Source organism: Flammeovirgaceae bacterium SG7u.111, from assembly GCA_034044135.1.
Lineage (GTDB): Bacteria > Bacteroidota > Bacteroidia > Cytophagales > Flammeovirgaceae.
Map to the genome: position 1 here is coordinate 2,631,008 of CP139021.1, position 25,953 is coordinate 2,656,960.

The following is a 25,953-nucleotide window of genomic DNA, read 5'->3' on the forward strand; positions in this document are numbered from 1 at the left end:
GACGGTTCGCCGCTGCGATTGCTAGTTTTTTCTTAAAAAAATCTTTCACTTTTTAAGAAAAAGACAGTTAATCAACTCATTACTTAGTTGAAACCAGTAACCCGTAACTAGCATCTAGTAACCGTCAGCAGGGTTTAAAAATCAAAATAATAAGCATCATTAAAGCACTCGGTTATTTAGTTTACAGTGTACTAACTATTATTCCGATGTTGCCGCCACTTTCTTTATCACAAATGGCTTCTTATCTCCCGGAGGAATGATTTTTATAGAGTCATGATCTACTGTGCCATGCAGCGTTTTGACTTTCAGCCTAACGGGCTTGCCATATTCTGGCGGGATTGGTATTTTGATGGGAAGCACTACCTGACCCTTTAGAAGGGTGTACTCTCCAATTCTTGCTCCTGCCATCGAGGCTTCGACAAGGGCTTCTTTGGTCGCCGATTTGAAGTGCAACTCGGCATCCCATGTATTCACATAAAACCCGGGATCAATGAAGGTGATTTCGTACTCTATCCATTTATTATCGTCCTCTTCTTCTACTTGAGAAGAGCCTATCCCAGCGCTGCTGGCGTACAAATAATCCCATTTTTTGGTTCGGATCTCATCATCGGCATTAAAGTAGGCACTTTTTTGCCCAACTTTAATAGGAAGAATATCTCCGCCTTTGGCCTCAATGCTTGTTGTTGCAGCGATATTTTCACTTGAGTTGCCTACCAAAATCTCAAACTTGCCTTCTTCCACCTTAAATCCATTGGTGGTGGTGTCGTAATAGGCAAAGGCTTCGTAAGGTAGGGAAATTTCAACAGTCTCAGTTTCTCCTGCCGATACGCTCACTCGTTTAAATCCTTTCAATGCCTTGGCTGCTGTTTTTTGGGAGGCTTCCACATCACGGATATAAACCTGAACAACCTCGTCACCATCTGTTTTCCCTATATTTTTTATCGTTGCCGATACCACGATATTTCCTTGCGGATCCAACTTCTCACTACTCACTTTCACATCATCAATTTCAAAGTTGGTGTAGCTCAAGCCATACCCAAAAGGGTACAAAGGCTTTCCTTTAAAATACATATAGGTGCGGCCTGTTTGAATATTGTAGTCATGGAAATCAGGCAAGTCATTGTCCGACTTAAACCATGTAGAGTTCAGTTTACCACCAGGGTTCACCTCACCAAAGAGTACCTTTGCCAATGCCGTTCCTTGCTCTTGCCCATTGGGCCATGCACAAACAATCCCTGGAATGTTTTCTTGTTCCCACGTCACGGCAGTTGGTCCGCTTGGCACTAACACCAGCACGATATTTTTGTTGACCGCTTGCACCGCTTTGATTAATTTATGCTGATTGCCGGGCAGCTTTAGCGACTTGCGGTCCACATTTTCGGTAGAAGTGGTTTCATCGTTTCCTACAACCAAAACCACATATTCCGATTTTTTTGCTACCTCTACTGCTTCGGCTATTTTTTGCTCGTCAAGTGAGTCTGCGTTAACAGCACAGCCTTCGGCGAAGCTGATCTTTGCATCTGTATATTTTTTGATTCCATCTAGCGGACTAATCTTGCTTTTTGGGAAACCTGAGTAGATGCCCATCCAGCACCTGTTGGCAAATGGTCCGATAACAGCAAGGCTTTCTATGTCTTTTTTCAAAGGCAATGCATCGTCGTTCTTTAAAAGTACAATGGCTTGTTCGGCTGCTTTTAGCGCTAAGTCTTTGTGCGCGTCGCACTCCATTACAGTTGCAGGGATTTTTGAATACGGATTAAGGGAAGGATCATCAAAGTCGCCCGTCATAAAGCGAAGGCGAAGCAGCCTGCGTACGGAAACATCTAATTCTGCTTCTGTAATCAGTCCTTTTTCGATGGCAGGTTTCAATGCATTGACCATAGGAGCTTGTCTTGTTTTATTGCGGAAACACTCTTGGTCTACGCCTGCCTTAATAGCCATTGCGGCAGCTTCAGGTTGGGATGTTGCATATTTCATGTTTTTTTCAATTCCCTGTACCGCTGCCCAATCGGCAATTACATACCCTTCAAATCCCCATTCTTTGCGCAATACATCGTTTACTGCCCATTCGTGGGCTGAACATGGTATGCCGTTTAGGCCATTCAAAGCAGTCATAATTCCAGTTGCTTCTTCATCTACAATACAGGTTTTATAAGCAGGGAAATAGTATTCATACAAATCCTTTTTATTGATATTTGAATGGATATACTCCCTTCCTTTGTCTACATTGTTGGCTACATAATGCTTTACTGTAGTTACCGTTTTGGTGTACTTTGAGTCATTTCCTTGCATTCCTCTCACATACATCCGCGCCATTTCCGACATCAAAAATGGGTCTTCGCTATAGCACTCCCCATTTCTCCCCCATCGCGGGTCACGCGCCATGTTTACGGTAGGGGAAAACATCATGACTTCTTTTGAGCCCGTATTCTTCAATGCTCTGGCCTCGTTCGAAATAGCGGTGGCTACATCAAACATCAACCCTGGATTCCATGTACTCCCCATGGCTATATTTTGAGGGAACTGGGTGCAGTTCCAGCCTATTATGCCATGCAGGGCTTCACCGTACCATTCAAAGTATGGGATATCTAGTCGGTCAATGGCGGGTATTCTTGACCCACAATAGCTGATTTTTTCCTCAAGCGTCATTTGAGACAGTAAATCCTCTACACGCTTATCAATTGGTGTATTTGGATCCTTCCAAACTTGGGCATTAACTCCAAGGGTGTGGATTAGAAATAACAATAAAGTGTAAATGCTTTTTTTTATCATTTTTATACCTGTTTTAAAATATTTATTATCTCTCAAGCCAGTTCGTAGTTCTTATGATTGGCTCTTTATGAATTTCTTGATACCCCAGAAATCATAGTTTATAAGTGATGATTTAGGGTTTAAGAGAAGACCAGAGGCTGGTGGCTAGAACAATTTTCTTTTGCTGTTTTATTTTCCTCTAACCGCTAATTGAACTGGCAGGCTAACTTCAGGTCAATTCAAGTACTGCTCTTTCCGCTTAAAACATTAGTATTCATTCATTTTGTTAAATCTTTTAGCAATTCACAATGGTAAGGCTATACAGGTATTAAATACTAAAAAATACCCTAGTTTTGTGTTGTAAAACGGTTGTGGCAACAGTGATTTAACGGTTAAAGTCATTGGTGTAAAAGGTTGGATATCAATCATAAAAAATAGGTTTGTTATGAATAGGTGTTTGATTGGGAATCCAGGTAATTATTGCGAAATATGATGAATGAGAATGAAAAAAAAGTGGTAAAAGAAGCATTAGATCGTATATGCTCGCACAGGCTATTTGCTAATTCGCCCACCCATACCGACTTGTTGAAATATCTTGTTGAAAAGGAATTTAACAAGGAAGAAGTGAATGAGGTAATTGTTGGTATTGACCTTTATGGCATTGATTATTCTGAAAATAGAAGCAATAGTACGGTTCGCTCTTATATGTATAAGTTACGCCAAAAATTAGCGAAGTACTACGATGAAGAGGGGAGGAATGAGCCAATAGTTTTTACAATAGACAAAGGACAATATCACTTAAGCTTTTTGTCTGCTGATGAATATCTTAAGCCTAACTCTAAGAAGGAATCGGTAACTATTCCGGTTAGGTACCTTAAGCTAGCAGGGGGAGTGGTATGCCTTGCCATTCTCATTATTTATGCGGGCAGAACAACTGGTATGAAACCAAGCTTTATTTGGGAGGACTACTTTGAAACTCAAGCTCAAAATTTACTGATTATTTCAGATCAGTTTATGGTGTATGGGAAATTGGGGGATGGCAAACGATATGGAATTTCCTATCCAGAAATCAATAGTCAAGGTGAATACATAAAATACACTCAGGATCATCCAGACGACGTATTAAGCCCCACAGATTATACGCTTATGTCCAAGATGGCACCATATACTGTGAAATCGCTTAGCCAATGGTTTCAATCCAATAACAACGATTTCGATCTTGAATTGGAAAGTAAACTCAAGTATGATGACATTCAGAACCATAATATTATGTTTGTCGGACAGTACAAAACCATGAGTCTGTCAAAATCTTTGTTTTTGCAAGACAGCAAAGTGTTTACCACTTTTGGGGATGGGTTCAAGTATAAAAAAGAAGGGACTGAGAAAGTATATGATACAAAGCATGGTGACCCTAAAAAGGTCGAATATGCGATGGTTTCTTATACCTCGCTAACTGCTAGCAAAAGTGCTTTATATTTTGTTTCGAATAACGACATTGGTGTAATGGCAACGGTAAGAAGGTTTACGGATGAAACATGGCTTGCTGACTTTCAAAGTCAATTGAAGGGTCAATCAAAGCACTTCAATGCATTATTTGAGGTAAGCGGAATGCAACGAACCGATGTTAGCTGTAAGTTAGTGGAGCTGGAGATATTAAAATGAAGTTTGTAGCTGGAATATAGCCTTTCAAAGATGCTCCATTTCTTTTTTAGGTTATGTGAAAGGGTGCACCAAACTTGGACGAAATAACATTTGACGAGCGGTGTGTTTATTTGAAATATTTATGCTTAAAATAACGAATACCTACTTAGCCTCATACCGATGCTCGGAAACAATATTTCTAGTAGTAGTTTTGTCATTCAACACAAATACAGAGTAACTTCCAGAAGGATAGACCCGAACGACGATGTGTCCAGAAAGGGATTGGTAGGCTTTATCTACATTTCCCCCAATTACCAAATGGTTGGCTTTGAGCATAGCGGTGGCAAATACATCACGCTTGCCGGGGTAGAGTTGGGTGGAAGTGATTCGGCGGAGTACGTCATCTCCCGGATGGTCAGAAGACCAGCTTTGCTGTATCCATACTCGTGGCTTTAGGGTGCTTACATAGCTTTTGCATTGGGAATCTCGGTTGCCGTGGTGGTTCAAGGTTGCCACATCTACTTCTCCAATGATCGGTGCATAGACAAACTCGGTACTCTGCTCGTTTTCCTCTCCATTCTGATCGACTCCCCTGATATCCCCACCAGTAAAATACTCAAAGTTGCCGTAGCTAATCTTGATTCCCGTACTCAGCGGATTTTCCCCCGGATATTCCCCTTCTTCAAAAAGAGAGAGCAACTTGCCTTGTTTGTCCATGATCTGACCGTTGGAAAAGAGGCTGAGCACTTTGAAGTTGGTAAAGTTTTCGGGCTTATTCTGTAGTGCAATTTGAGTTTCCGATCCAACTTTAAGAGGTTCATGTACCAAACCATTTTGTTGGCTTTGATAGGCTATAAACTTCCAATATTCTTCTAGCGTACCCATCATGGAATAGGCATCTTTATCCAAACCAAATTTCTTCACCGTTTCGGCATCCTTTAGGTCAATGGGGTAGGAGAAGCCTCTGTCTATCATTGTGGAAATAGGGATAATCGAGCCTAAATCAGTGATGCCTGTAAGCAAATAGTTTCCTGCTTTGTGTTTCCTACGGTTCATATCTATTTCCCCAAAGTGGTCGTCGTGGTAGTGGGTGAGGAGGGTGTAATCAAGTGTCGCATCTTTCTTTTTAGGATGAAACTGTTGGATGTAATCTGCCACCCACTGCCCAGCAGTTTTGGAATGGTTGGGGCGGGCAGGGCTATTTCTGTGCGAAAGGATACGAGGATGCATTTCCGACATATCGCCCATGTCCACTAGTAGGGTAGTGCCATCGGGGAAGATGGTAAAAGCTGCATCGCCTCTGCCTGTGCTTATATGGTGGATATCCAAATACCCCTCTTGCCACTCGGGCAAGGGTTTTTCTGTATCCAAGGTATCCAAAAACTGAGCTAGCTCAAAAGGATGATCCGTGTTGAGATAATCAACTTGGAGGCTCATCAGCGTTTTATGGACTTGCTTCAGGTCTGGTGTATTCCAAAAGCGGACTAGGCTGTTGAGTTTGTGGCATTTTGTAACAAACTCGACCAAGCTTAGCGAATCCTTTTCAGGTAGTGTTCCTTCTCCTCTCCACTTGGTAAAGTCGGAGAAGTTTCGGCTGATCAAGGGTACTTTTTCTCCACCAATACCTTCTTTGTCTGAAGGTGTTCTTCCATCAAATAAGATGTAAGTAGGATAGTCGGCATACCTTTCTGGCGCTGGTCGGTTTCCCGATACTATCAGCGATATTCCATGTGGTTGGTCATTAAAAAGAGTAGGGTACTTCGCCGTGATGTCGACCAATGCTTCGATGGTTGGTTCGGCTGCTGTTTTGAAATCTACCAAAAGGGAAATGTGCTGGACGTATTCTCCTTGGGCAAGGAGCTGGAGCAAAGGCTTCATGTACAAGCTTTCAAAAGTACGCTCACTTCGTATATCTTCTTTGTCATGGGCTACGAATAGCTGCCCATCTCGCTCAAACACATCTACTTCAATGGACGAAGCTCCTGCCTGATATGCAGTGAAAAAAGGAGCTTGCTGATGGTAATCGTTATGCGAATGGATTTTTATTGAATGCTGCGGAGCTTGGGCAAATGTAGTATGTATAAAGAAAAAGCTAAGTAAAAAAAGTACTGATCGGATCATTGCTTTATGTTCGGTTGAAATAAAGCAGCCAAATTAATGGCTTTTAAAATGCTACAGAAGGACTTCGCAAATCCTTAATGGTTTTGTAATCCTTTGGTTTCATTCAGAATTTTCAAAAAAACTAATTCTGATAAAGCTTGTTCACCATGCTTTTGTAGGTCTGCCCAATGGGGATTTCTTTGTCCTTGATGAGGATACGGTTTCCCTCAATTAGCTTGATTTTATCTAAGGCGACTATGAAAGATTTGTGCACCCTTAAAAAGTCCGATGCGGGGAGAAGGGATTCGTAATAGGAGATACTTTCGTGGCTGACTATCAGTTCGTCGCTCAGAAAAAGTTTTGTGTAATTTCCAAACGCTTCTATGTGCAAAATATCTTCGGATGCCACCTGGTGGTACTTTTTATCTCCTTTCACAAAGAATCGAGTTTTTTCTTTTGTAGAAGAAGCAGGGTTGTTTGACTGCTGTTTATCAGGTTCGCCAATCGCTTTGTTGATGGCTTTTACCATACGCTCAAAGCTGAATGGCTTCAATAAATAATCGGCAACATTCAATTCATAACCTTCTAGGGCAAATTCTTTATAGGCTGTGGTTACAATTACCTTTGGAGGATTGGTCAGCGTCCTCAAAAAGTCAAAGCCTTTTAGCTTGGGCATGTTCAAGTCGAGGAACATAATATCGACCGTGGTCTTGTTCAAAAACTGCATGGCTTCCAAGGCATTATAGCAGTGCTGTTCCAGCTTCAAATGTGGAAGCATGCTGCAAAATTCTTCTATGAGTTCATGGGCCAAAGGCTCATCGTCAACTATTATATAACTAATCATATCGTGTCTATTTTCAATGCTACTTTATACCTGTTATCACTTTGGCTGATGGATAATGTATGTGTTTTGGGATACACAAGTTTCAACCGCTTTTTCAAGTTTTCCAACCCTATTCCAGCTTCTTCACCAACCTCTTTCTCATCAAAATTATTTTCAATGCTAAAATAAATACCGTCTTCTAGGCTGGAAAGCTGCATGTGGATATACGCATTATCCGATAGGGATTCCACCCCATGTTTGAACGCATTTTCAAGCAAGATGATGAACAATAAAGGCGTGACAGAAGCATCGTTTGCTATCTCATGCTCAAACCGAATATCTACGCTTTTGTGGTACCTGATTTTGTGCAATTCAATGTAATTGTTCAAATACGCAACCTCTTCTTTAAGAGGGACGAATTCCTTTTGCCCCTCATAAATGGTGTAGCGCATCATCTCGGAAAGTTTCAAGATTACCTCTGGAGCTTTTTCAGACTGCTTTACCGTGAGGGAATATAAGTTGTTTAACGTATTGAAGAAAAAATGAGGGTTGATTTGTGTTTTTAACAAGGCTAATTCCGCATTGGCTTTATCGGTTTTCAGTGTTTTCAACCATTTCCATTGCTCGTATATCCATAGTAGTATAAATATAGGGACGGGCAGTACGAGGAAAGACATTGCCATCCTTTTTTCATTTTCATAATAAAAATCTAGGTCGCCAGAAAAGAGCCTGACATAGGTGAAATAAAGCATTGAAAACCCATAGACGAGTAAGATCGGGTGCTTATATTTTTTAACAAAAGAGGGGGAGATTATATAGAAAAGTCCAAGCCAAAAGAAGAATAGCAATAAAATAGTGAGGGGATTGTCCGGCATGCTCCAATTCGAATCCATCACTAGGGTACAAATGAAAAGAGCTGCTAAGGCTAGCAGTTGATAAACCTTTTTGCGGTTTTGCTTGAGATAAGAGAATTTGTAAATGGGCAGTGAAATGGCAAGCCACCAAAAAGTAAAAACAAGAGTAATTTCCAAAGGAGAATCGTAGGGGATTTTGATGATATCATTCAGTTGCAAAAGCAACAAAATGATAAGTAGAATTACAAATCCAATGCCGAAGGAATAGTACTTTTTTACATAATGAATCATGTGCCAAAAGTACCTGTGCGAGGCTACAGAAGCAAAAGAGTTTGACAAACATGGCAATTATCGACTCCAACATACACTTTTTTTGTACCAACAATATTTGGTGATTTTTGCCTAGTGTCTATAGCCGAAGCTACCCCGTTCATCATTCTTATTAGTAGGTTGTTTAGTCCTCAACTAGCTTAGCCGAAAACCTAGAAACATGAATAGACTGACTATTAAAAACCTTTCGAAAACGTATCCTAACGGGGTAAAAGCCTTGGATAATATCAATTTAGAAATTTCCAACGGGATGTTTGGGCTGCTTGGCGCAAATGGTGCGGGCAAATCCTCGCTAATGCGCACTATTGCCACGTTGCAAGAACCCAGTGAGGGGAGCATCTCATTTAATGGAACAGACATTCTTTCCAATCCGCAAGAAGTGCGGGCGCAATTGGGCTATTTGCCTCAGGAGTTTGGGGTGTACCCAAAGGTTTCTGCTGAAAAGCTGCTCGACCACATGGCTGTGCTGAAGGGCATTGTGGATAAGAAAGAGCGCAAAACACAAGTAGATGCCTTGCTGCACCAAACCAATTTGACTTCCCATCGGAAAAAGGCGGTCTTCACTTTTTCGGGGGGAATGCGCCAGCGTTTCGGCATAGCTCAGGCACTTTTAGCGAACCCCCAATTGATCATAGTGGATGAGCCTACGGCTGGCTTAGACCCTGAGGAACGTAACCGGTTTTTGAATCTTTTGAGCGAAATAGGGGAAAATGTGATTGTGATCCTCTCCACACATATAGTGGAAGATATCCGCGACTTATGCAAGAATATGGCCATTCTGGCCAATGGGAAAATTGTCACTCAAGGAAACCCGTCCGACTTGGTGAAGACACTTGAAGGGAAAGTGTGGAGTAAGCTTATAAGAAAGGAAAACTTAGAAGCGCATAAGCATACTTTTGATGTGATTTCCACTAAGCTGATTGCTGGGGAAACGCAGATCAGGGTGGTATCGGATGATTTGCCCGAGCAAGGTTTTGAGGAGGTAACCCCAACTCTCGAAGATTTGTATTTCGTCACATTATTCAATCAACAAACACAAAATACGCCTACTTATGTTTAGCCAATTAGTACGTTTTGAGGCGTCTTACCAGCTTAGGCAAAAAGCATTGCCCATTTTTGCACTGATCTTTTTCCTGTATGGCGCACTAGCGGGTAGCCAAGGGGCTGCTCCAGCAAAAGTCAATTTTAATTCAAACTATCAGATCAATTTTTATACGGGTTTATTCTCGTTAGGTGTGGTTTTTATTGTCATTTTCTTTTCCATAAGTGGCATTTTGCGTGACAAACGCTACCGAATGGATAGCTTAATCTATAGCACTGCGGTCAAGAAATACCAGTTCTTTTGGAGTAGGTTTCTGGGGGTGTATGTATTCAGCTTGCTGGCTTTTACGCCCATGATGCTTGGGCTACTTGCAGGTTTTTTGTTGGGCAATTTAGACCCAGAGCGTGTGAGTTCTTTCCAAGTGTTATCGTACCTGAAGCCATGGCTATTCACCATCGTACCAAATGTTTTTATCTGTACCACACTCATATTTGCTGTAAGCGCGCTTACCAAAAGTAACTTGGCCACGTATATGAGTTCCATTTTTATTTACATGCTGTACATGATCAGCAGCATTTTCCTAAACTCGCCTCTTATGGCGCAGTCTGTTCCTGCTTCGCCTGAGGCAATGCAACTCGCAGCCTTGGCAGATCCTTTCGGCATTTCAGCTTTCTATGAACAAACCCAGTTTTGGACGCCTTTTCAGAAGAACACCCAAATGCTTTCTTTTTCGGGGCTTTATCGGTGGAATAGGATTTTGTGGATGGGGGTTTCTCTAGTGATTTTATTGGTAACGTATCGCCTGTTTTCTTTCAGAAAAGTGAGCCAGAAAGTCAAAAAAACAATTAAACTCAAAGAGGAAACTACCCAAGTTGCTGCCTACGAGCCCGTCCAACCCAGCCAGAAGGCTCAGTCGCAACTTGCTGCGCTTTTCTCTTTACTCAAGGTAGAATTGAACGGTATTTTCAAAAGCCTACCCTTCGTCGGGATTATGGTTGTTTGGCTGTTTATAGTATTTATGGAAATAAATGCGCGGGTAAATGGGGGAGGAGCTTACGGCGATAGTTGGTATCCATTTACCAATTTGTTGATCGAGCTTTTGGTCGATCCTCTGACAATATTGACCACTCTTCCCATCCTTTTCTACAGCGGGGAAATAGTCTGGAGGGAATGCAGCCTGAATTTCAGCGGAATTATAGATGCTACCCCTGTTGCCAACTGGGCATTCTTTCTTTCAAAACTCTTTGCACTGCTTATCATTCCAGTGTTGTTTATCACTTCGGGGATTCTAATAGCCATGCTTTTTCAGGTTGCCTGCGGATATTTCAATTTTGAAATTGGGCAATACTTAAGCATTTTCTATCACTACGGCATCCAGCTTTTCTTCTTTTGCATCATCGCTATGTTTGTTCAAAGTACGGTTCGCAACAAATACTTAGGGATGGGCATTGCTGGTATGCTCATATTGGTCTGCTTTTTTACTCCTTACATAGGCATTGAGCATCCAATGTTGCGCCTTGGCTATTTTCCAAGGCCTACTTACACCAACATGACTGGGTTTTCAGGCGGTACACCGATATTCGACCATTTGGTGATTTACTGGATGGGCTTGGGCGGAATCTTGTCTCTCTTCTCCTTCAAGCTTTGGCAGCGAGGAATAAACCAAAGCTTAAGTTCTCACTTAGTGACCTTGTTTTCAAATTGGAAAAAGTGGGAATCTGGCGTTTTGGTGATATTTGTAATGCTGTTTGTCGGGGCGGGAGCTACCATTTTTTATTCGTCCAATGTGGTGAATGAATACAGCACTGCTGCGGAAGACCTTGCTTATAGGGAAGCGTATGAGCGTAAATTCAAACAATATGAAAACTTGGATAAGCTATTTGCAACGACCATGAAAACAGAAGTGGATTTGTTTCCAGATGAACAGTCATATCACATAAAGGCAGCGTATACCTTGATGAACAAAGGGGAAAAGCCTATTTCCACTGTTTTTATCACAGAAAAAATCCCACTGAGTTCTATCAAACTGGAAGGAGCTAAGCTGCTTGAGTATAACAGCGAATTTGGTACATATTTGTATGAGTTTGAGCAACCCATCCAGCCCCAGCAAGAAGTCTGGTTCAGCTATGAATTGACCAAAACGCTCACGGGATATGAGACTAGCCGAACAATTGTGCCCAACGGAAGCTATCTGACAGACCGAGAGTTTGCCCCTATCCTTTCCTACAGAGAAAGCGTTGAGATAGCGGATAATAGGGAGCGAGAGAAAAGGGGCTTGCCAAGGAAAGAAAAAGAAACGCTGGCAGACAAGCATTTTGAAACAGGAAATTCCCCTGGAAGAATATCCTATGAAACCATTATTTCTACACAAGCCGATGAAATAGCCATAGGGTCGGGGAGTTTGGTTAGGCAATGGACTGAAAACGGTAGGAATTATTTCCACTTTAAGCCCACACATAAAATCATACCTACCATGGGATATTTTTCTTCTGCATATGCTGTGCAAAAAGAGGAACACAACGGTGTCAGTATTGAGCAGTATTTCCATCCTGAGCATGCTTTTAATACCGCAATAATTGCTACAAGTGCCAAAGCATCTCTAGATTATTGCATTGAAAACTTTGGTCCTTACAGAAATGACCATATCCGAATTGCCGAAGTACCAAGCCATTGGCCAATGGGTGGGTTTGCGCATCCGGGTGTAATCAGTATGGTAGAAGACAATCTTTATTTGATTGATACCCGAAATGAGGAAAAATTCAATTTGGTTGCCAAGAGAACCATTCATGAAGTATCCCACCAGTGGTGGGGGCATTTGTTGACTCCCAAGCTGACAGATGGTGGTTCTGTTTTGGTAGAAGGGTTTGCCAAGTACACGGAAGCGGTGGTGATGGAAAAAATGTATGGAAAGCGGGCTTTGTGGCAGCTAAGCCTTACGGCTAACCAGAGGTATTTCCAAGGTCGAGCTTTTGCTTCTGAAAAAGAGCCTCCTTTGTATTTGGTGTATGGGCAAGGGTATTTGTCGTATGGAAAAAGCTATACCGTGATGCTTGCGCTTAGGGAATTGCTGGGTGAAGAACAGCTGAATAAAGTACTACGAACCTTGGCGGACAGGTACCGCGATCAAACCGAATTTGGTGTAGATTCATCGGAGCTTTTGGACGAACTTTACAAAGTAGCTTCTCCAGCGCAGCATGTGTTGATAGACGATTGGTTTAAGCGAGTGATCACGTACGATTTATCAGCGGAAAAACCCTCGGTTAAAGAGCTTGGTGATGGAAGATACGAGGTGACGGTAAAGTTAAATGCAAAGCGGTTTGAGACGAATGAAGAAGGCGAAGAAGTACAAATTGCTATCAACGAGCCAATTTCCATAGGTCTGTTTGTAAAACACCCAAGCCAAGTAAGCGAGCCAAGTGATATTATATATTTGCAGCCTCATCAGATAACCAAAGAGTATTCAGAAATTAAAATAATTGTAGATGATTCCCCCAAATTTGTGGCAATTGATCCTTTCGGCACTCGTTCGGATCCAGATTTGAATAATAATGTGAAGTCATTATAAGAAGAAGTTGGGTAGGCTGGATAAAAAACAGTCGCCAAGTGTAACTTGGCGACTGTTTTTAAGAGTCGAATCTGAATGTATTTGACTAATATGCTACAAAATCAACCCAATCAGAATCAGGGTCGTTACCTCTAGCATCTAATCCAGCAAATATTTCCCATTCGTGTGCTGCATTGAAACCTCTGTACGATGGCAGTGCTCCTTGAGGCAGGGTGATTTCCGCTTCCCAAACATACTCTTGGTTAGCTTCTAGTTCTTGTGGTCCATTAATGTTTTGCTCAAACTCGTTTGTAACTGCAGATCTGTGTAGGTCAGTTCCTACTATCTCAAAGTCACCATCAAAATCTACATCGGCTGGTACTCTAACGTTGGGAACTGTTACTTTTTCCATGCCTCTTACTTTTAGGTACACGCCGTTGATGCTTAGGTCTTGGTCTTTCACATTAGCTTTTACCACTACTTTGAAAGGCTCTCCAAGTTTAGCTTCTTGTACTTCTACATACACAGTAGCCGCACCACCCGTAACCATGTTTTTAACCGCTTTTACTTTATCCCAAAATCCCATAAAATTGTTGTTTAAAAAGTTTTTAAAGTGTTAAGATATTTTCAGTGAAAACGATGTTGTTACCTGTTAGTGTATTATCACATTAAATTTTTTATGGAAGCCATATTTACTCTTATAATTGTATGTTTGTACATTAATCATGGGTATTTCCTCATATGTTTATATGAGCTTTTAAAAAAAATGTTTTATGTGAGCTGGGTTTGGTGAAAACATAAAAATATGATAGGAAATAGAATAGTGATTGGAAGTGTTGTAGTGTATTTGATTTTGGTTGTTTACATGTACATCTCTTATTCAAATACAAAATTCACAGGTAGTGATGCGGCTGGAAATGGCATGGCCAAAGGGCTGACATTTTTTTATGGGCTAGGATTACTTTTTATCATTGCTGTTGTGATCACTATTATAAATGGTTTCTTTTTCAATCAACTCACAAATGGCTGGTTAAAAGCTTTAGTCGCAGTTCCAATACTTACACCTCTTGCTATTTTCGCATTTGTAGCCTTAGAAATAGGTCGTCCGAGACCAGTAAGCATAGAGAAGCAGGCGCACAGATTAAGTATAGAAATCAGGAGTAAAACGAATATTGACGGGGCGAGGTCGAGTTTCAGGACTTCAGGAGGCGGTTCTGGAAGCAAGCTAACTATCCAAGGAAAAGAGGACGATTATTTTATGTACACAAGCAGTAAAGCTATTTTTCATGAAACTGGCAGAAAGTTGTCGATAAAGTCCGATTCTTTTTCCACTCCCGAATATTTGTTTGATATTCCCTTCGTGCCTCAAATCGCACCCTTTACCAATTGGGAACCTATTTTGGCAGAATCAAATGAATCAGCCGACACATTTCAGCTGGAGATTAGGTATAAGGTTACCAAAAAGTAAGTCACTTTGGGTAGTAATAATAAAAACTCCAAAAACCACCCCCTTCTGCACAAAAATTGCCCAGAGGTTACTTGAGCATTAGCAAAAAAAACCTTCCTTTCCAGTAGCACAAAATATTCAGTGTTAATTCACTTTATATGAGCGAGCCAAAAAACTTTTATCTAATCAAATAACAAACATACAATGACAACAGGTTTAAGATTTTTATGCGTAATATCTTTTTTCATTTTTACTATAACGATGTCTTCATGCCTAGAAGGAGATGTTGAAAAGGAGGAAGGGTTTGAAAACTTATTAGAAAATCCTGAAGACGGCCCTGCGGCTGGTTATGCCGAGGGGAATTTCCCAGTTCCTGCCGATGCTCGCCCAGAAGATGTTTCCATTCCCGATCAGGTTGTAGGAGACGGCACGCCGGAAAGTTGCACCGCCGAGGCATTTATCGCTGCGGTAGCCAAAGGAGGGATAATCACGTTTAACAGTGGGGGAAAGCCTGTGACCATTACCCTGAGTGAACCTGCAAAAGTATTCAACGATGCTAATGACGAAGTGGTAATAGATGGAGGAGGACTTATAACGCTAAGTGGTGGTGGAAAAACGAGGATTCTGTATATGAATACCTGTGACCAGGCTCAGAATTGGACAACCTCCCATTGTCAAGATCAAGACCATCCGAAGCTGACGGTGCAGAACATTACTTTCATCAATGGAAATTCGACTGGAGAAACAGAATACACTGGAGGAGGAGCAATTTGGGCAAGAGGAGGGAAGCTGAAAGTGGTCAACTGTCGCTTTTTCAATAACAAATGCGCAACCACAGGGCCTGATGTTGGCGGTGGAGCTATCCGTGTATTCGATCAATTCCAAGACCAACCTGTCTATATTGTAAACAGCACCTTTGGTGGGGCAGAAGGCTACGGCAACTCTGGGTCAAATGGAGGCGCGCTGAGCAGTATTGGTGTTTCTTGGTCAATTTACAACTCTCTCTTCACACATAACACTGCCGTTGGCAATGGAGGCAACCCCGCCGAGAGCGGAACGCCAGGCGGAGGTAGTGGCGGAGCAATCTACAACGATGGCAATGAGATGACCCTTCGGGTATATGGTTCGAAAATAGAAGACAACGAAGTGAATGCTTATGGCGCAGCTATCTTTTTTGTATCTAATAATCATACGGGCAACATCGTGATAGACCAGTCGGTGATCCAGAATAACCCGGGAGGTTCTTGGTATCCAAAATTCCCCGGTATTTCCATGCATTCCGATACGAAGATTGAAGTCACTAATTCGACTGTGAAGGAGTAGGGGAGTGAAGACTCATATTAAGAATTATATAGCCCGCCATTTGGTGGGCTTTTTTCATGTTGTACAAGTTGCGTAACTTATTTCTGTTGAATATTATTTATAAATTCGAATCTTAGAACTGGAATCTGAAAACTTGAAACAACTAATACCTAATTTGTGAATCAAAAATCTATAGCAGTCCTTCCTTTTAAAAATATAAGTTCAGATGTTGAAAATGAATACTTTGCCGATGGAATGACTGAAGAGTTGATCAATGCGATTAGTAAAATAGACGGCCTAAAAGTAACGGCAAGAACATCTTCTTTTGCCTACAAAAACAAACAAGTAGATGTGAGGCATGTCGGAAATGATTTAGGTGTTTCTATGGTGCTTGAGGGAAGTGTGCGAAAAGCCAAAGACTCGGTACGTATTGGTGCTCAGCTTATTCGGACAGACAATGGTTTTCATATTTGGTCTGAAAGTTTTGACCGTAAGCTTGAAAATATATTTGAACTTCAAGATGAAATAAGCTTACTCATAGCCGATAAAATTCGAGAAAACTTTGGGCATATTGAGATTGAGGAGCATTTGGTTCAATCCCAAACTAAAAACATCGAGGCCTACCAGCTATACCTAAAAGGAAGGTTTTATCAGCTCAATTGGAAACTGGAAGATTTTCCCAGAGCCATAGAGCTTTATAAGCAAAGCATTCAGCTAGACTCCAGTTACTACCAGCCATATTTTGGGATAGTCCAATGCCTTGGAATTCTTGCTTCATGGACTTTTATAGACAAAAAACAAGCAGCTGTAGATGCTGAGAAATATCTTGCCCAAGGAATGGCGATTAAAGCTAATAGCCCCGAAGGTGCACTTGCACTAGCAACCCATAGTTTTTGGGTAAATTGGGATGTGCAAGCGGGGTTGTCCCATCTGAAAAAAGCATTAGGGTTCTCGCCCAACGATACCGAAGCCCTTGAAGCAACTGCCGAATGTTATACCGCAATTGGAGAATTTGAGAAAGCACTTTTGCATATAAACAAAGGGCTTGAGTACAATCCATTGTCGGCTAACCATTGCTATACTAAGGGGAATGTATATTACTTGGACGGGCAACTGGATAAGGCTATTTTCTGGATGGATAAATCCCTTGATATTGACCCCCAGTGGGATTTGGCACTTCAAATAAAAGCTTGTTGTTTTGTCCTTACCAAAGACAAAACTTCCCTTGTAGAATTAACCGACCACTATCCCACGCTTCCAAACAAAAAAGATTTCATCTTGCTGTATGAGGTGATTAACGAGTATAAAGAAGTCAAGGAAGACGATTTTTCCAAAGACCATACAGGTTATTTACCTTGGGAAATTTATGTCCCTCTGTACTTAGGCGATACGCAAAAAGCCATAGAAGCACTTAAATTTGGTATTGCCAATCGTTTGGGTCAATACATCAACTTTTTGAACGATCCGTTTCTGATTCCTCTGAGGGAGATTCCTGCTTACCAGCACTTGGCAAGCAAAACTTTTATTGGTAAAGAAACCCATCTGCCTCTTACTAAGAAGTTAGCCAAAGAACCGCCTGTTTTATCAGCTTCAGAATTAGAAGTATTTAAAGTCGCCTTATTGGAGGTAATGGAGGAAAAACAGCCCTATTTGAGCCCTGAGCTTAGCTTAAGGTCACTTGCCGAAACAATCCAACTCCACCCTAATAAGCTTTCAAGGTTGTTGAATGAAGAAATTGGCAAGAACTTTAACGATTTTATCAACGATTATCGTTTGAAAGCTTTTCAAGCAAAAGCGATAAACCCCACTAATAACCACCTCACCTTATTAGGGCTTGCGTTCGAAAGCGGCTTTAACTCAAAATCAGTTTTCAATGATTTTTTTAAGAAAACAACTGGGCTGACCCCAAAAGCTTGGGTAAAAGAAAACAGGAAAAAATATTGATCCTCCCTAATGCCATGCTTCTAAAAGTCCTGAATTATCAGGACTTTTTTTGTGCCCCCATTTAAAAAGTACGAAAATCCACCAAAACGTCCCAATGAATAATTCAAGACGATTGGGAGAGCCTAACCTGCCAATTTTGAACTATCAATCATTTAAAACTTTAAAACATGAAACAATTCGTAATTTCAATTGCATTGCTTTTACTTTCTTTGAACACCATAGCCCAAAGTGAGTCCCCAATCAGAAAAGGGTTTACCATTGGCGCATCGGTAGGAGCAGGCGCGCTTCATTTCACCAAGGGAATAGAAACATCGGAAACACAAGGCGGCATTTCCTTGCCTAACCTGAAGATAGGGTGGTTTGTAAACGACAAGCTAGCCATTTACTTAAATACCCCTGGCCAGATTTATGAGCTAAACAACAAAGACCGAAGCTTTGAAGGATATATACCTTCCGTTCAATACTGGGCTGCGGATAGGTGGTGGGTTACGGGAGGAGTTGGCGCTGCGCTAGACACACCGGCACTCTACGAAAAAAAGAGTGACTCGGATGAGAAAAACAACTGGGGGAAAGGGGTGTTGCTGGGCACAGGCTACGAACTCAGGCAGCATAAAAAATGGGCGGTAGATTTACAAGCCCGGTTATATATGGCTAGTGTAAAATTAGAAAATGGGCAAAGAAGAGAAGGCAGTTCTTTTACGCTAGGCCTCGGATTTACTTTCTTTTAAAATTCTTTGGGTATCTTAAACCAACACCTATGAAAAATATACTCGTAGCCGGGTCCACTGGGTACCTAGGCAGTAACATTGTTAAAGAGCTATTAGCTAAGAATATCGGATTCAAAGCGATTGCTCGAAACCAAAAGAAACTAGAACAGCTTGGTGTGCAAAAAGAGCAGATGATAATAGCAGAAGTTATCAAGCCGAGTTCTTTGGAAGGTTCGTGCAAAGGGATAGACGTAGTAATATCGACAGTTGGGATTACCAGGCAAAAAGACGGGCTCACTTATATGGACGTCGATTACCAAGCCAATATGAACTTGCTCAATGAAGCAAAAAAAGCCGGGGTCAAACTGTTTGTGTATGTGTCGGCAATCAACGGTGACAAAATGAGGCATCTTAAAATTATGGAAGCTAAGGAAAAGTTTGTGGATAAGCTAAAGGAGTCTGGGATGGATTATAGCATTATCCGACCCAATGGGTTCTTCTCCGACATGAAAGACTTTTTGGAGATGGCTAAAAAAGGAAAGGTCTATTTGTTTGGGCATGGAGAATTCAAGCTAAATCCTATTCACGGAATAGACTTGGCAGATTTTATCTTAGATACGATCGATGCAGGAGCTATTAATAGTGAACAACCTGTGGGTGGTCCTGATATTTTGACGCAAAATGAAATAGGCGAACTTTCTTTGCAAGCATGGAAAAGACCTGTAAAAATCATCCATTTACCAGATTGGGTTCGTAGGTTTCTTATCAAAGCAATGAGAAGTTTCACTTCATCTAAAACGTATGGTCCCATTGAGTTTTTTCTTACCATGATGGCCACGGATAATATTGCTCCAAGGCATGGGACACGTAGGCTGAATTCCTATTTTAGTTGGGAAGTAGATAAGATAAATCGTGAAGCTTAAAGGGGCAGCTGGAAAACCAATTAAACCACTCTGTTCTCAAAGTACAGAGTGGTTTAGTTTAAAAAATGCATCTTCGGAAATCATACATCTTCATTCGTTAATCGAAAGTAAATTTTTTTTGTGGAAATTTTACGGATCACTATTAAAGGTAGTATTGGAAGAGGTGGTTTTTCAAAAGTTGAAAATATGCACCAAACAACTTGAACATATTGTTTGGTGCATATTTTGATTATTCCCAATATGATTAATAGGAGAGTTCAAATTTGTTCAATTGGACTTATCTGGGTATTAAGTCAAGTGGATACTTGTTGACAGTTGTATATTCTTTTCATAAGAATAGGGTCTGTTTAGGAATTATTTTTTAAAATTACTCATCGCTTATTTCGACTTCCTAAGAATGTATTTATCAAAAAGCTTCTCACTTCTCTAAATATTTTAGTGAAGTAGAATCTGAATATTTAAACATTCCATTCTTGATTATACTAACCAAGCCCCAAATAGGTCATGTTTTTTGGTTTAGTTTCCCACAAATCAACGTTTTTTTTACGCTCTGGCTTATGGTGGGCTGATGTTATTCAATTTGATTATTAGACTTTTTTTATGATTATGAAAAAAATTATACTTGGAGCCTTACTGCTTCCACAAGTTTTACTTGCACAAATTAAATTAACGGATCACGTACAAAGAAACGATACTAGCTTTCCAATAGCTGATTCTAAAACTGCTTCAACAATTTATTACGATCCAACAGATTTTAAACTTATTGATAAAGTATCGCACTTGTTTGCTTCAGATATTGAATTGGTTTCAAGAAAGCAACCACTTATTATTTCTACCGATAACAAATTAAAGGGCAACTTGATAATTGTGGGGACAATCGGAAAAAACCGATTGATCGATAAATTGATTGCCGAAAAAAAATTAAGTGTAGATAGTGTAAAAAATGAATGGGAACGCTTCACTATCCAAACCATAGACAAGCCGTTTAAGGGGGTACAAAAGGCATTGATAATAGCTGGTAGTGATAAACGAGGTGTTGCTTATGGAGTATTCACTCTTTCAGAATTGATGGGGGTCTCGCCGTGGAGTTATTGGGCGGATGTGCCAGTCAAAAAAAGCGAAGAGTTGTATATCGAAGACATTAGTTTTACCTCAAAAGCCCCTTCGGTAAAATACCGGGGAATTTTCCTTAATGACGAAGACTGGGGACTTCATCCGTGGGCAGCAAAAAATATTGATCCTGAAGTAGATGACATTGGTCCCAAGACTTATGAAAAGGTATTTGAGTTATTGCTACGCCTGAAAGGAAATATGGTAGCTCCGGCTATGCATGAATGCACAAAAGCTTTTTATACAGTACCCGGCAATATGGAAATGGCCGATGACTATGGGGTAATGGTTACAACTGCTCATTGCGAGCCACTTTTATATAATAATGCGAGTGAGTGGGATAGAAAAAAACAAGGAGAGTGGGATTATGTAAATAATAAAAAAGAGATTATAAAAGTACTTGATAACCGTGTAAAGCAAGCCTATAAGAATGATAATATTTACACAATTGCCCTGCGTGGGATGCACGATGAGGGAATGAAAGGAGGTTCAGATGAACAGAAATTTAAAACTCTGGACGAAGCAATTAAAGACCAAAGAGGTATTTTATCAAAATACATTGATAAACCGCTCAATGAAGTCCCCCAAATTTTTGTGCCTTACAAAGAAGTATTAGACATATATGAAAAAGGCCTAGAAGTACCAGAAGATATCACCCTTGTGTGGCCTGACGATAACTATGGTTACATCAAAAAACTGAGCAATAAAACTGAGCAGAATAGGAATGGCGGTGCAGGTGTATATTATCATATCTCCTATTTAGGTTGGCCCAATGACTATTTATGGCTAAATACAACGCCACCGGCATTAATGTATGCCGAAATGCATAAAGCTTATTCATTAGGAGCCGATAGGTATTGGTTGTTAAATGTGGGAGATATCAAGCCTGGTGAAATGGGCATGCAACTTTTTCTTGATATGGCATGGGATTTCGATAAATTCAGCTTCGAAAACGTGAACCAATATCATGTTAAGCAACTATCATCAATTTTTGGGGAAGAATATGAAAAAGATATTTCATATATTCTGGATCGGTTCTATTATCATGGTTTTACACGCAAACCAGAATATATGACTTGGGACTGGCGATGGAATAGCCTCTTTCATGTTGAGGATGTGAAAGATACAGAATTTTCATTCATCCATTACAATGAAGCAGAAAACAGGTTGAGCGAATACGTAGAAATAGCTAAAAAAGCCGAATCCATTCTAAATGAGCTGCCAGAAGAGTTCAAAGCGTCGTTTTTCGAATTGGTTTATTATCCTGTGAAAGGAGCTTCACTGTACAATCACGAAATGTTGATTGGGCAAAAGAATAGGTGGTATGCCCGACAAAACAGGGCAATGACAAACTCATTGGCAGAAATGGTTCAGGCATATCACGACAGCCTTTCGGTCATTACCTCTCAATACAACAGCTTGCAAGATGGGAAATGGGCTGGTATGATGACTGCCCCTGGTTTTCTGCCCCAGGTTCAATTATCGCCTACTCAATTACTGGATTTGCCTGAAGTTTCGGAAATGGCAGTTTTTGTGGAAGGGCAAGAGTCTGACACGGTACAGGGCGATTTGAAATTACCCGAATTTAATAGCTTTTTTAATGAAAGCCACTTTTTTGAGATTTACAATAAAGGAAAGGTCTCATTCAAATGGAATGCATCTGCAACAGAACCGTGGATTAAATTGGATTCAAGCGAAGGTGAGGTTAAAATGCAAAGCCGGATCTATGTGACAATTGATTGGGGGCTAGTGCCTGCAGGCTCTCCCGCAAAAGGAGAAGTTATCGTTTCAGATGGAAGTAACGAAAAGCACATTCAGGTTATAGCTACTCGCACTACTGTTGAAGAAAACAATCTTTATATTGAAAATAAGGGAGTGATATCTATTAACCCGTCAGCGTTTCACAGAAAAACAGAAAAAGGAGATGTTCAATTTCAGGTAATCGATGGATTAGGATATGCCAATTCCTCATTACAACTTGGAAATGCAAAATACGACTCTGGAGAAGGTTCTTTTGTTGAATATGATTTCTATGTATCAAAAGCATGTAAGGCAACTATATATACCTATATGTTGCCCCTGTTTGCAAAAGACAAGGAACATGGCACTTCTTATGGGGTACAAGTTGACAATTTGGAATACAAAATTCAATCTAACGATGTAAAGGAGTACTCGAATGAATGGGGAGCAAATGTGCTTCGAAATGCTGCTATAAATAAAACCGAAGTAGCTATTGATGAGCCAGGGAAACATACGTTGAAGTTGTTTTCAGTAGATCCGGGTATGGTTGTTCAGAAAGTAGTGATCGATTTGGGCGGATTGAAAGACTCTTACTCAGGGCCTGGCTATCAGCAGTTAGACAAATAGATTAAAAGACATGTAGTGGATAATACAAAGCTCGCCAAATAGGTGGGCTTTTTTCATATTGAGCCAGTTTGTAAACCAGCTTTTCTCCATTAACTTTAAGCAAATATAATGATGGGAACAAAGCTCCTATTGCTAGCTTTCCATCATGAAAAGACAACCACAACTCTATTGAACTAAAATCACTTATGAAAAAAACAATCCTTTTGCTCTTTGTGCTAAGTATTTCCTTTATGGCAAATGCGCAAAGTAGAACCATTCCCGTAGACACCACAGTGGTGACCAGCCATACCACCACCATCAACGGTGCAAAACTTTCTTACACTGCAACCACGGGCATGCAGCCTGTGTGGGACGAACTGGGGAAACCCGTTGCCACCCTTTTTTATACCTATTACAAGAAAACTGGTGCTGAAAATGCAAACCGTCCTTTGGTCATTTCCTTTAACGGCGGGCCGGGCTCGGCTTCTGCTTGGATGCATATTGCCTACACGGGCCCACAAGTCCTGAACATCGACGAGGAAGGCTATCCCGTGCAGCCCTATGGCATGCAGGAGAACCCATATTCTATTTTGGATGTGGCGGATATTGTGTTTGTAAACCCCGTAAACACTGCCTATTCTAGGACGATCCCTACCACAGGAAAAGAAGTGGACAGAAAGAAGTTTTTTGGGGTAAATGCCGATATAAAATACTTGGCAGAATGGCTCAATACCTTTGTGACCCGACATGAACGATGGACTTCGCCCAAGTACCTGATAGGGGAGAGCTACGGCGGCACGCGGGTTTCGGGGTTGGCACTTGCCTTGCAAGAAAGCCAGTGGATGTACCTCAACGGGGTCATCTTGGTTTCCCCTGCCGATTACAAAGCCTTCGATTCCGATACGCCCATTTCTTCTTCTTTGAACTTTCCTTACTTTACCGCAGCGGCTTGGTACCACAAAATGCTGCCCGACGAGCTACAGCAAAAGGATTTGCTAGAAATCTTGCCAGAGTCTGAAGAGTTTGCGCTGAATACGCTCATGCCTGCGCTGGCAAGAGGAGGCTCTTTAACTACTGAAGAGAAACAAGAAATAGCCAAGAAAATGGCGCATTATTCAGGGCTTTCTGAAAAGTCTATTTTGCAGAACAACTTAGATGTTTCCACTAGGTTTTTCTGGAAAGACCTCTTGAGGGACAAAACAGGATATACCATTGGAAGGCTAGATTCACGGTATTTGGGCATAGACAAAATGGAAGCTGGAACCAGACCCGATTACAGTGCCGAACTTACCTCTTGGCTGCACTCGTTCACCCCCGCTATCAACTATTACATCCGTGAGCACTTGAGGTTTAAGACCGACATCAAATACAACCTTTTTGGTCCAGTACATCCTTGGGACGACTCGAACAACAACACCCGCGACCAGCTCAGAAAAGCCATGGCGGAAAATCCTTACCTAAAAGTAATGTTCCAAGTGGGCTATTACGATGGCGCTTGTACCTATTTCAATTCCAAATACACCATGTGGCAAATTGATCCGAGCGGGAAAATGAAAGATCGCTTCAGCTTCAAAGGTTACCGGAGCGGGCACATGATGTACCTCCGCAGCGAAGACCTCAAAACTGCCAACAACGATATTCGGGAGTTTATTAAAGCAAGCCTTGCCGGCGGGAAGCCTGCGAAGTATTAGGGTTTGATAGCTGGAAGTAACGCCATTACTTTTTTAGTAATGGCGTTACTATTTCCTACCTTTTATGTCATGCTCTTCTGAGAGTTAGCAAAGCGTTCTCTCAGAAGTTTTTTTAGGGCAAATCTCCCGATTTGCGAAACCCCGTTGGCAAGATGTAGCCTTTTCTGCCGCTCGGCTGTAGCCGAGTGGTAACTATTTCTGTAGCCTCTGGCTATCTTGGGTGAGGACGCCCGCGCATAGCACATATTCCTCACTCGGCTACAACCGAGCGAGATTCCCATCTCAACAGTCCCCCTCAACCTATAATCTAAGAAGCGTAAACCAGTGTAAAATAATGTAAATCGAGTCCAGAACTGTGGAAAAGGCTGCGCAATCAGGTAGATTTGGAGAATGGTCTCTAAGTATTATACAATCGGTTTAGGTGTTTTTGTTAGCTTTCTGCTTTTAGCCAGCTCAAGTGCCGCCCAAAACTACCCATACAAAGGGCACATTGAGGTAGCCATGCGGATGATAGGGCACGAGGTTCTCCTCCATTCGGGGGATAGTACTTCTCGGGTCTTGCCTATTGAGCAAGAAGCGGGCAAATACAAGATCCAGTTCGAAAAGGAATTTGCCTTCAACCCCGAAGAGCTTGTAGCCATCATCGACCAAGTGGTTGTTCAAACAAAAATAGCAGATCATTACCTAGTAGAAGTAAAAGAATGTGGAACTGGTCAGGTTGTTTATAGCTACGAAATTGGAAATTCGAACCTTGCCAACCTAGTCCCTTGCCTAGGAAGGATTCAGTCCGTAGCTCATTATTCTATTTTAATCACAATTTTAACACCCAGCAAGTCAAGTGCAGCGCTGCAAACAGCTAGTCAATCTCTTCCCAATAACCTTGCTTCTAAGGAAGGCTCAATAACTCCTTTTAGTCTCGGTTTACTTGGTATCCCACTTATGTTCCTGATTGGGCTAGTTATTTATTTGCGAAAAAAGAGGAGGAATACCGAGAGTGACCCTCATTTGATTTCGATTGGTACATACCAGTTCGATAGTAGGAATATGGAGCTTGTAGTTGACGAGCAAAAAATAGAGTTGACGGGGAAAGAAACAGCATTGCTTCAGCTATTGTACGGCAATGTAAATGCGACGATCCAACGAGAGGTGCTCTTGAAAGAGGTATGGGGAGATGAAGGTGACTATGTGGGAAGAACCTTGGATGTGTATATATCGAAACTTCGGAAGAAGCTAGAGACCGATTCGAGAATCAAAATCGTGAATATCAGAGGTATAGGCTATAAGCTTGTGATGGATGTATAATGCTGATAATTAGTATGATATATTGTATATGATGTTGTTTTACATTGCGTTTACATCATTTTACAGTCCATTGTCTTGCTTCATATAGTTGGATGT

16 protein-coding genes are annotated in these 25,953 nt (G+C 41.2%); 11 read left to right on the forward strand and 5 right to left on the reverse strand.

Annotated features, from left to right (window positions below; translation table 11 throughout):
• Positions 1-198: 198 nt before the first annotated feature.
• Complete coding sequence (locus R9C00_10210) at positions 199-2,772, reverse strand: glycoside hydrolase family 3 C-terminal domain-containing protein (protein WPO37825.1); 2,574 nt, start codon at positions 2,770-2,772, stop codon at positions 199-201.
• Positions 2,773-3,240: 468 nt separating this feature from the next.
• Between R9C00_10210 and R9C00_10215 the strand changes: the two genes are divergently transcribed.
• Complete coding sequence (locus R9C00_10215) at positions 3,241-4,413, forward strand: helix-turn-helix domain-containing protein (protein ID WPO37826.1); 1,173 nt, start codon at positions 3,241-3,243, stop codon at positions 4,411-4,413.
• A gap of 141 nt (positions 4,414-4,554) precedes the next feature.
• Here the strand turns inward: R9C00_10215 and R9C00_10220 are convergent, their stop codons facing one another.
• From R9C00_10220 to R9C00_10230, 3 genes are all read right to left on the reverse strand, one after another.
• Positions 4,555-6,513 (reverse strand): hypothetical protein, encoded by a 1,959-nt coding sequence (locus R9C00_10220; GenBank protein ID WPO37827.1) that lies wholly within the window; start codon positions 6,511-6,513, stop codon positions 4,555-4,557.
• A gap of 121 nt (positions 6,514-6,634) precedes the next feature.
• Positions 6,635-7,336, reverse strand: a complete 702-nt coding sequence (locus R9C00_10225) for a LytTR family DNA-binding domain-containing protein (protein ID WPO37828.1) — start codon at positions 7,334-7,336, stop codon at positions 6,635-6,637.
• Positions 7,333-8,508, reverse strand: a complete 1,176-nt coding sequence (locus tag R9C00_10230) for a sensor histidine kinase (GenBank protein ID WPO37829.1) — start codon at positions 8,506-8,508, stop codon at positions 7,333-7,335. The genes R9C00_10225 and R9C00_10230 overlap by 4 nt, the downstream gene beginning before the upstream one ends.
• A gap of 151 nt (positions 8,509-8,659) precedes the next feature.
• Between R9C00_10230 and R9C00_10235 the strand changes: the two genes are divergently transcribed.
• Together R9C00_10235 and R9C00_10240 are read left to right on the forward strand one after the other, a co-directional pair.
• A complete protein-coding gene (locus R9C00_10235; protein ID WPO37830.1) occupies positions 8,660-9,559 on the forward strand; it encodes an ABC transporter ATP-binding protein in 900 nt (299 codons plus the stop codon).
• Positions 9,552-13,106, forward strand: coding sequence for a M1 family aminopeptidase (locus tag R9C00_10240; protein ID WPO37831.1), 3,555 nt, complete (start codon positions 9,552-9,554; stop codon positions 13,104-13,106). Before R9C00_10235 ends, R9C00_10240 begins: the two co-directional genes overlap by 8 nt.
• Positions 13,107-13,191: 85 nt before the next feature.
• Here R9C00_10240 and R9C00_10245 read toward each other — a convergent pair whose 3' ends face one another.
• The gene (locus R9C00_10245) at positions 13,192-13,671 is read right to left on the reverse strand and encodes a hypothetical protein (GenBank protein ID WPO37832.1); all 480 of its coding nucleotides are present in this window, start codon (positions 13,669-13,671) and stop codon (positions 13,192-13,194) included.
• A 219-nt stretch (positions 13,672-13,890) separates the two neighbouring features.
• Here R9C00_10245 and R9C00_10250 point away from each other — a divergent pair, with 219 nt between their 5' ends.
• The 8 genes from R9C00_10250 (at position 13,891) to R9C00_10285 (ending at position 25,857) form a co-directional block, all read left to right on the forward strand.
• Positions 13,891-14,553: a hypothetical protein gene (locus R9C00_10250; protein WPO37833.1), complete on the forward strand. Its 663-nt coding sequence runs from the start codon at positions 13,891-13,893 to the stop codon at positions 14,551-14,553.
• 240 nt (positions 14,554-14,793) lie between these two features.
• Complete coding sequence (locus R9C00_10255) at positions 14,794-15,855, forward strand: hypothetical protein (protein WPO37834.1); 1,062 nt, start codon at positions 14,794-14,796, stop codon at positions 15,853-15,855.
• A gap of 156 nt (positions 15,856-16,011) precedes the next feature.
• A complete protein-coding gene (locus R9C00_10260; GenBank protein ID WPO37835.1) occupies positions 16,012-17,778 on the forward strand; it encodes a helix-turn-helix domain-containing protein in 1,767 nt (588 codons plus the stop codon).
• Between the two features lie 167 nt (positions 17,779-17,945).
• Positions 17,946-18,506: a hypothetical protein gene (locus R9C00_10265; protein WPO37836.1), complete on the forward strand. Its 561-nt coding sequence runs from the start codon at positions 17,946-17,948 to the stop codon at positions 18,504-18,506.
• Positions 18,507-18,535: 29 nt separating this feature from the next.
• Positions 18,536-19,408 carry an SDR family oxidoreductase gene (locus R9C00_10270; protein ID WPO37837.1) on the forward strand — a complete coding sequence of 291 codons (873 nt, stop codon included), beginning with the start codon at positions 18,536-18,538 and terminating at the stop codon, positions 19,406-19,408.
• Positions 19,409-20,014: 606 nt separating this feature from the next.
• Positions 20,015-22,885, forward strand: a complete 2,871-nt coding sequence (locus R9C00_10275) for a glycosyl hydrolase 115 family protein (protein ID WPO37838.1) — start codon at positions 20,015-20,017, stop codon at positions 22,883-22,885.
• 185 nt (positions 22,886-23,070) lie between these two features.
• Positions 23,071-24,555 (forward strand): carboxypeptidase, encoded by a 1,485-nt coding sequence (locus R9C00_10280; GenBank protein WPO37839.1) that lies wholly within the window; start codon positions 23,071-23,073, stop codon positions 24,553-24,555.
• Between the two features lie 390 nt (positions 24,556-24,945).
• Complete coding sequence (locus R9C00_10285; GenBank protein ID WPO37840.1) at positions 24,946-25,857, forward strand: response regulator transcription factor; 912 nt, start codon at positions 24,946-24,948, stop codon at positions 25,855-25,857.
• Positions 25,858-25,953: the final 96 nt, after the last annotated feature.

Coding starts and splice junctions, on each gene's coding strand:
- R9C00_10210 (WPO37825.1), bottom strand. CDS start 2,772: ATGATAAAAAAAAGCATTTACACTTTATTGTTATTTCTAATCCACACC.
- R9C00_10215 (WPO37826.1), top strand. CDS start 3,241: ATGATGAATGAGAATGAAAAAAAAGTGGTAAAAGAAGCATTAGATCGT.
- R9C00_10220 (WPO37827.1), bottom strand. CDS start 6,513: ATGATCCGATCAGTACTTTTTTTACTTAGCTTTTTCTTTATACATACT.
- R9C00_10225 (WPO37828.1), bottom strand. CDS start 7,336: ATGATTAGTTATATAATAGTTGACGATGAGCCTTTGGCCCATGAACTC.
- R9C00_10235 (WPO37830.1), top strand. CDS start 8,660: ATGAATAGACTGACTATTAAAAACCTTTCGAAAACGTATCCTAACGGG.
- R9C00_10240 (WPO37831.1), top strand. CDS start 9,552: ATGTTTAGCCAATTAGTACGTTTTGAGGCGTCTTACCAGCTTAGGCAA.
- R9C00_10245 (WPO37832.1), bottom strand. CDS start 13,671: ATGGGATTTTGGGATAAAGTAAAAGCGGTTAAAAACATGGTTACGGGT.
- R9C00_10250 (WPO37833.1), top strand. CDS start 13,891: ATGATAGGAAATAGAATAGTGATTGGAAGTGTTGTAGTGTATTTGATT.
- R9C00_10255 (WPO37834.1), top strand. CDS start 14,794: ATGTCTTCATGCCTAGAAGGAGATGTTGAAAAGGAGGAAGGGTTTGAA.
- R9C00_10265 (WPO37836.1), top strand. CDS start 17,946: ATGAAACAATTCGTAATTTCAATTGCATTGCTTTTACTTTCTTTGAAC.
- R9C00_10270 (WPO37837.1), top strand. CDS start 18,536: ATGAAAAATATACTCGTAGCCGGGTCCACTGGGTACCTAGGCAGTAAC.
- R9C00_10275 (WPO37838.1), top strand. CDS start 20,015: ATGAAAAAAATTATACTTGGAGCCTTACTGCTTCCACAAGTTTTACTT.
- R9C00_10280 (WPO37839.1), top strand. CDS start 23,071: ATGAAAAAAACAATCCTTTTGCTCTTTGTGCTAAGTATTTCCTTTATG.
- R9C00_10285 (WPO37840.1), top strand. CDS start 24,946: ATGGTCTCTAAGTATTATACAATCGGTTTAGGTGTTTTTGTTAGCTTT.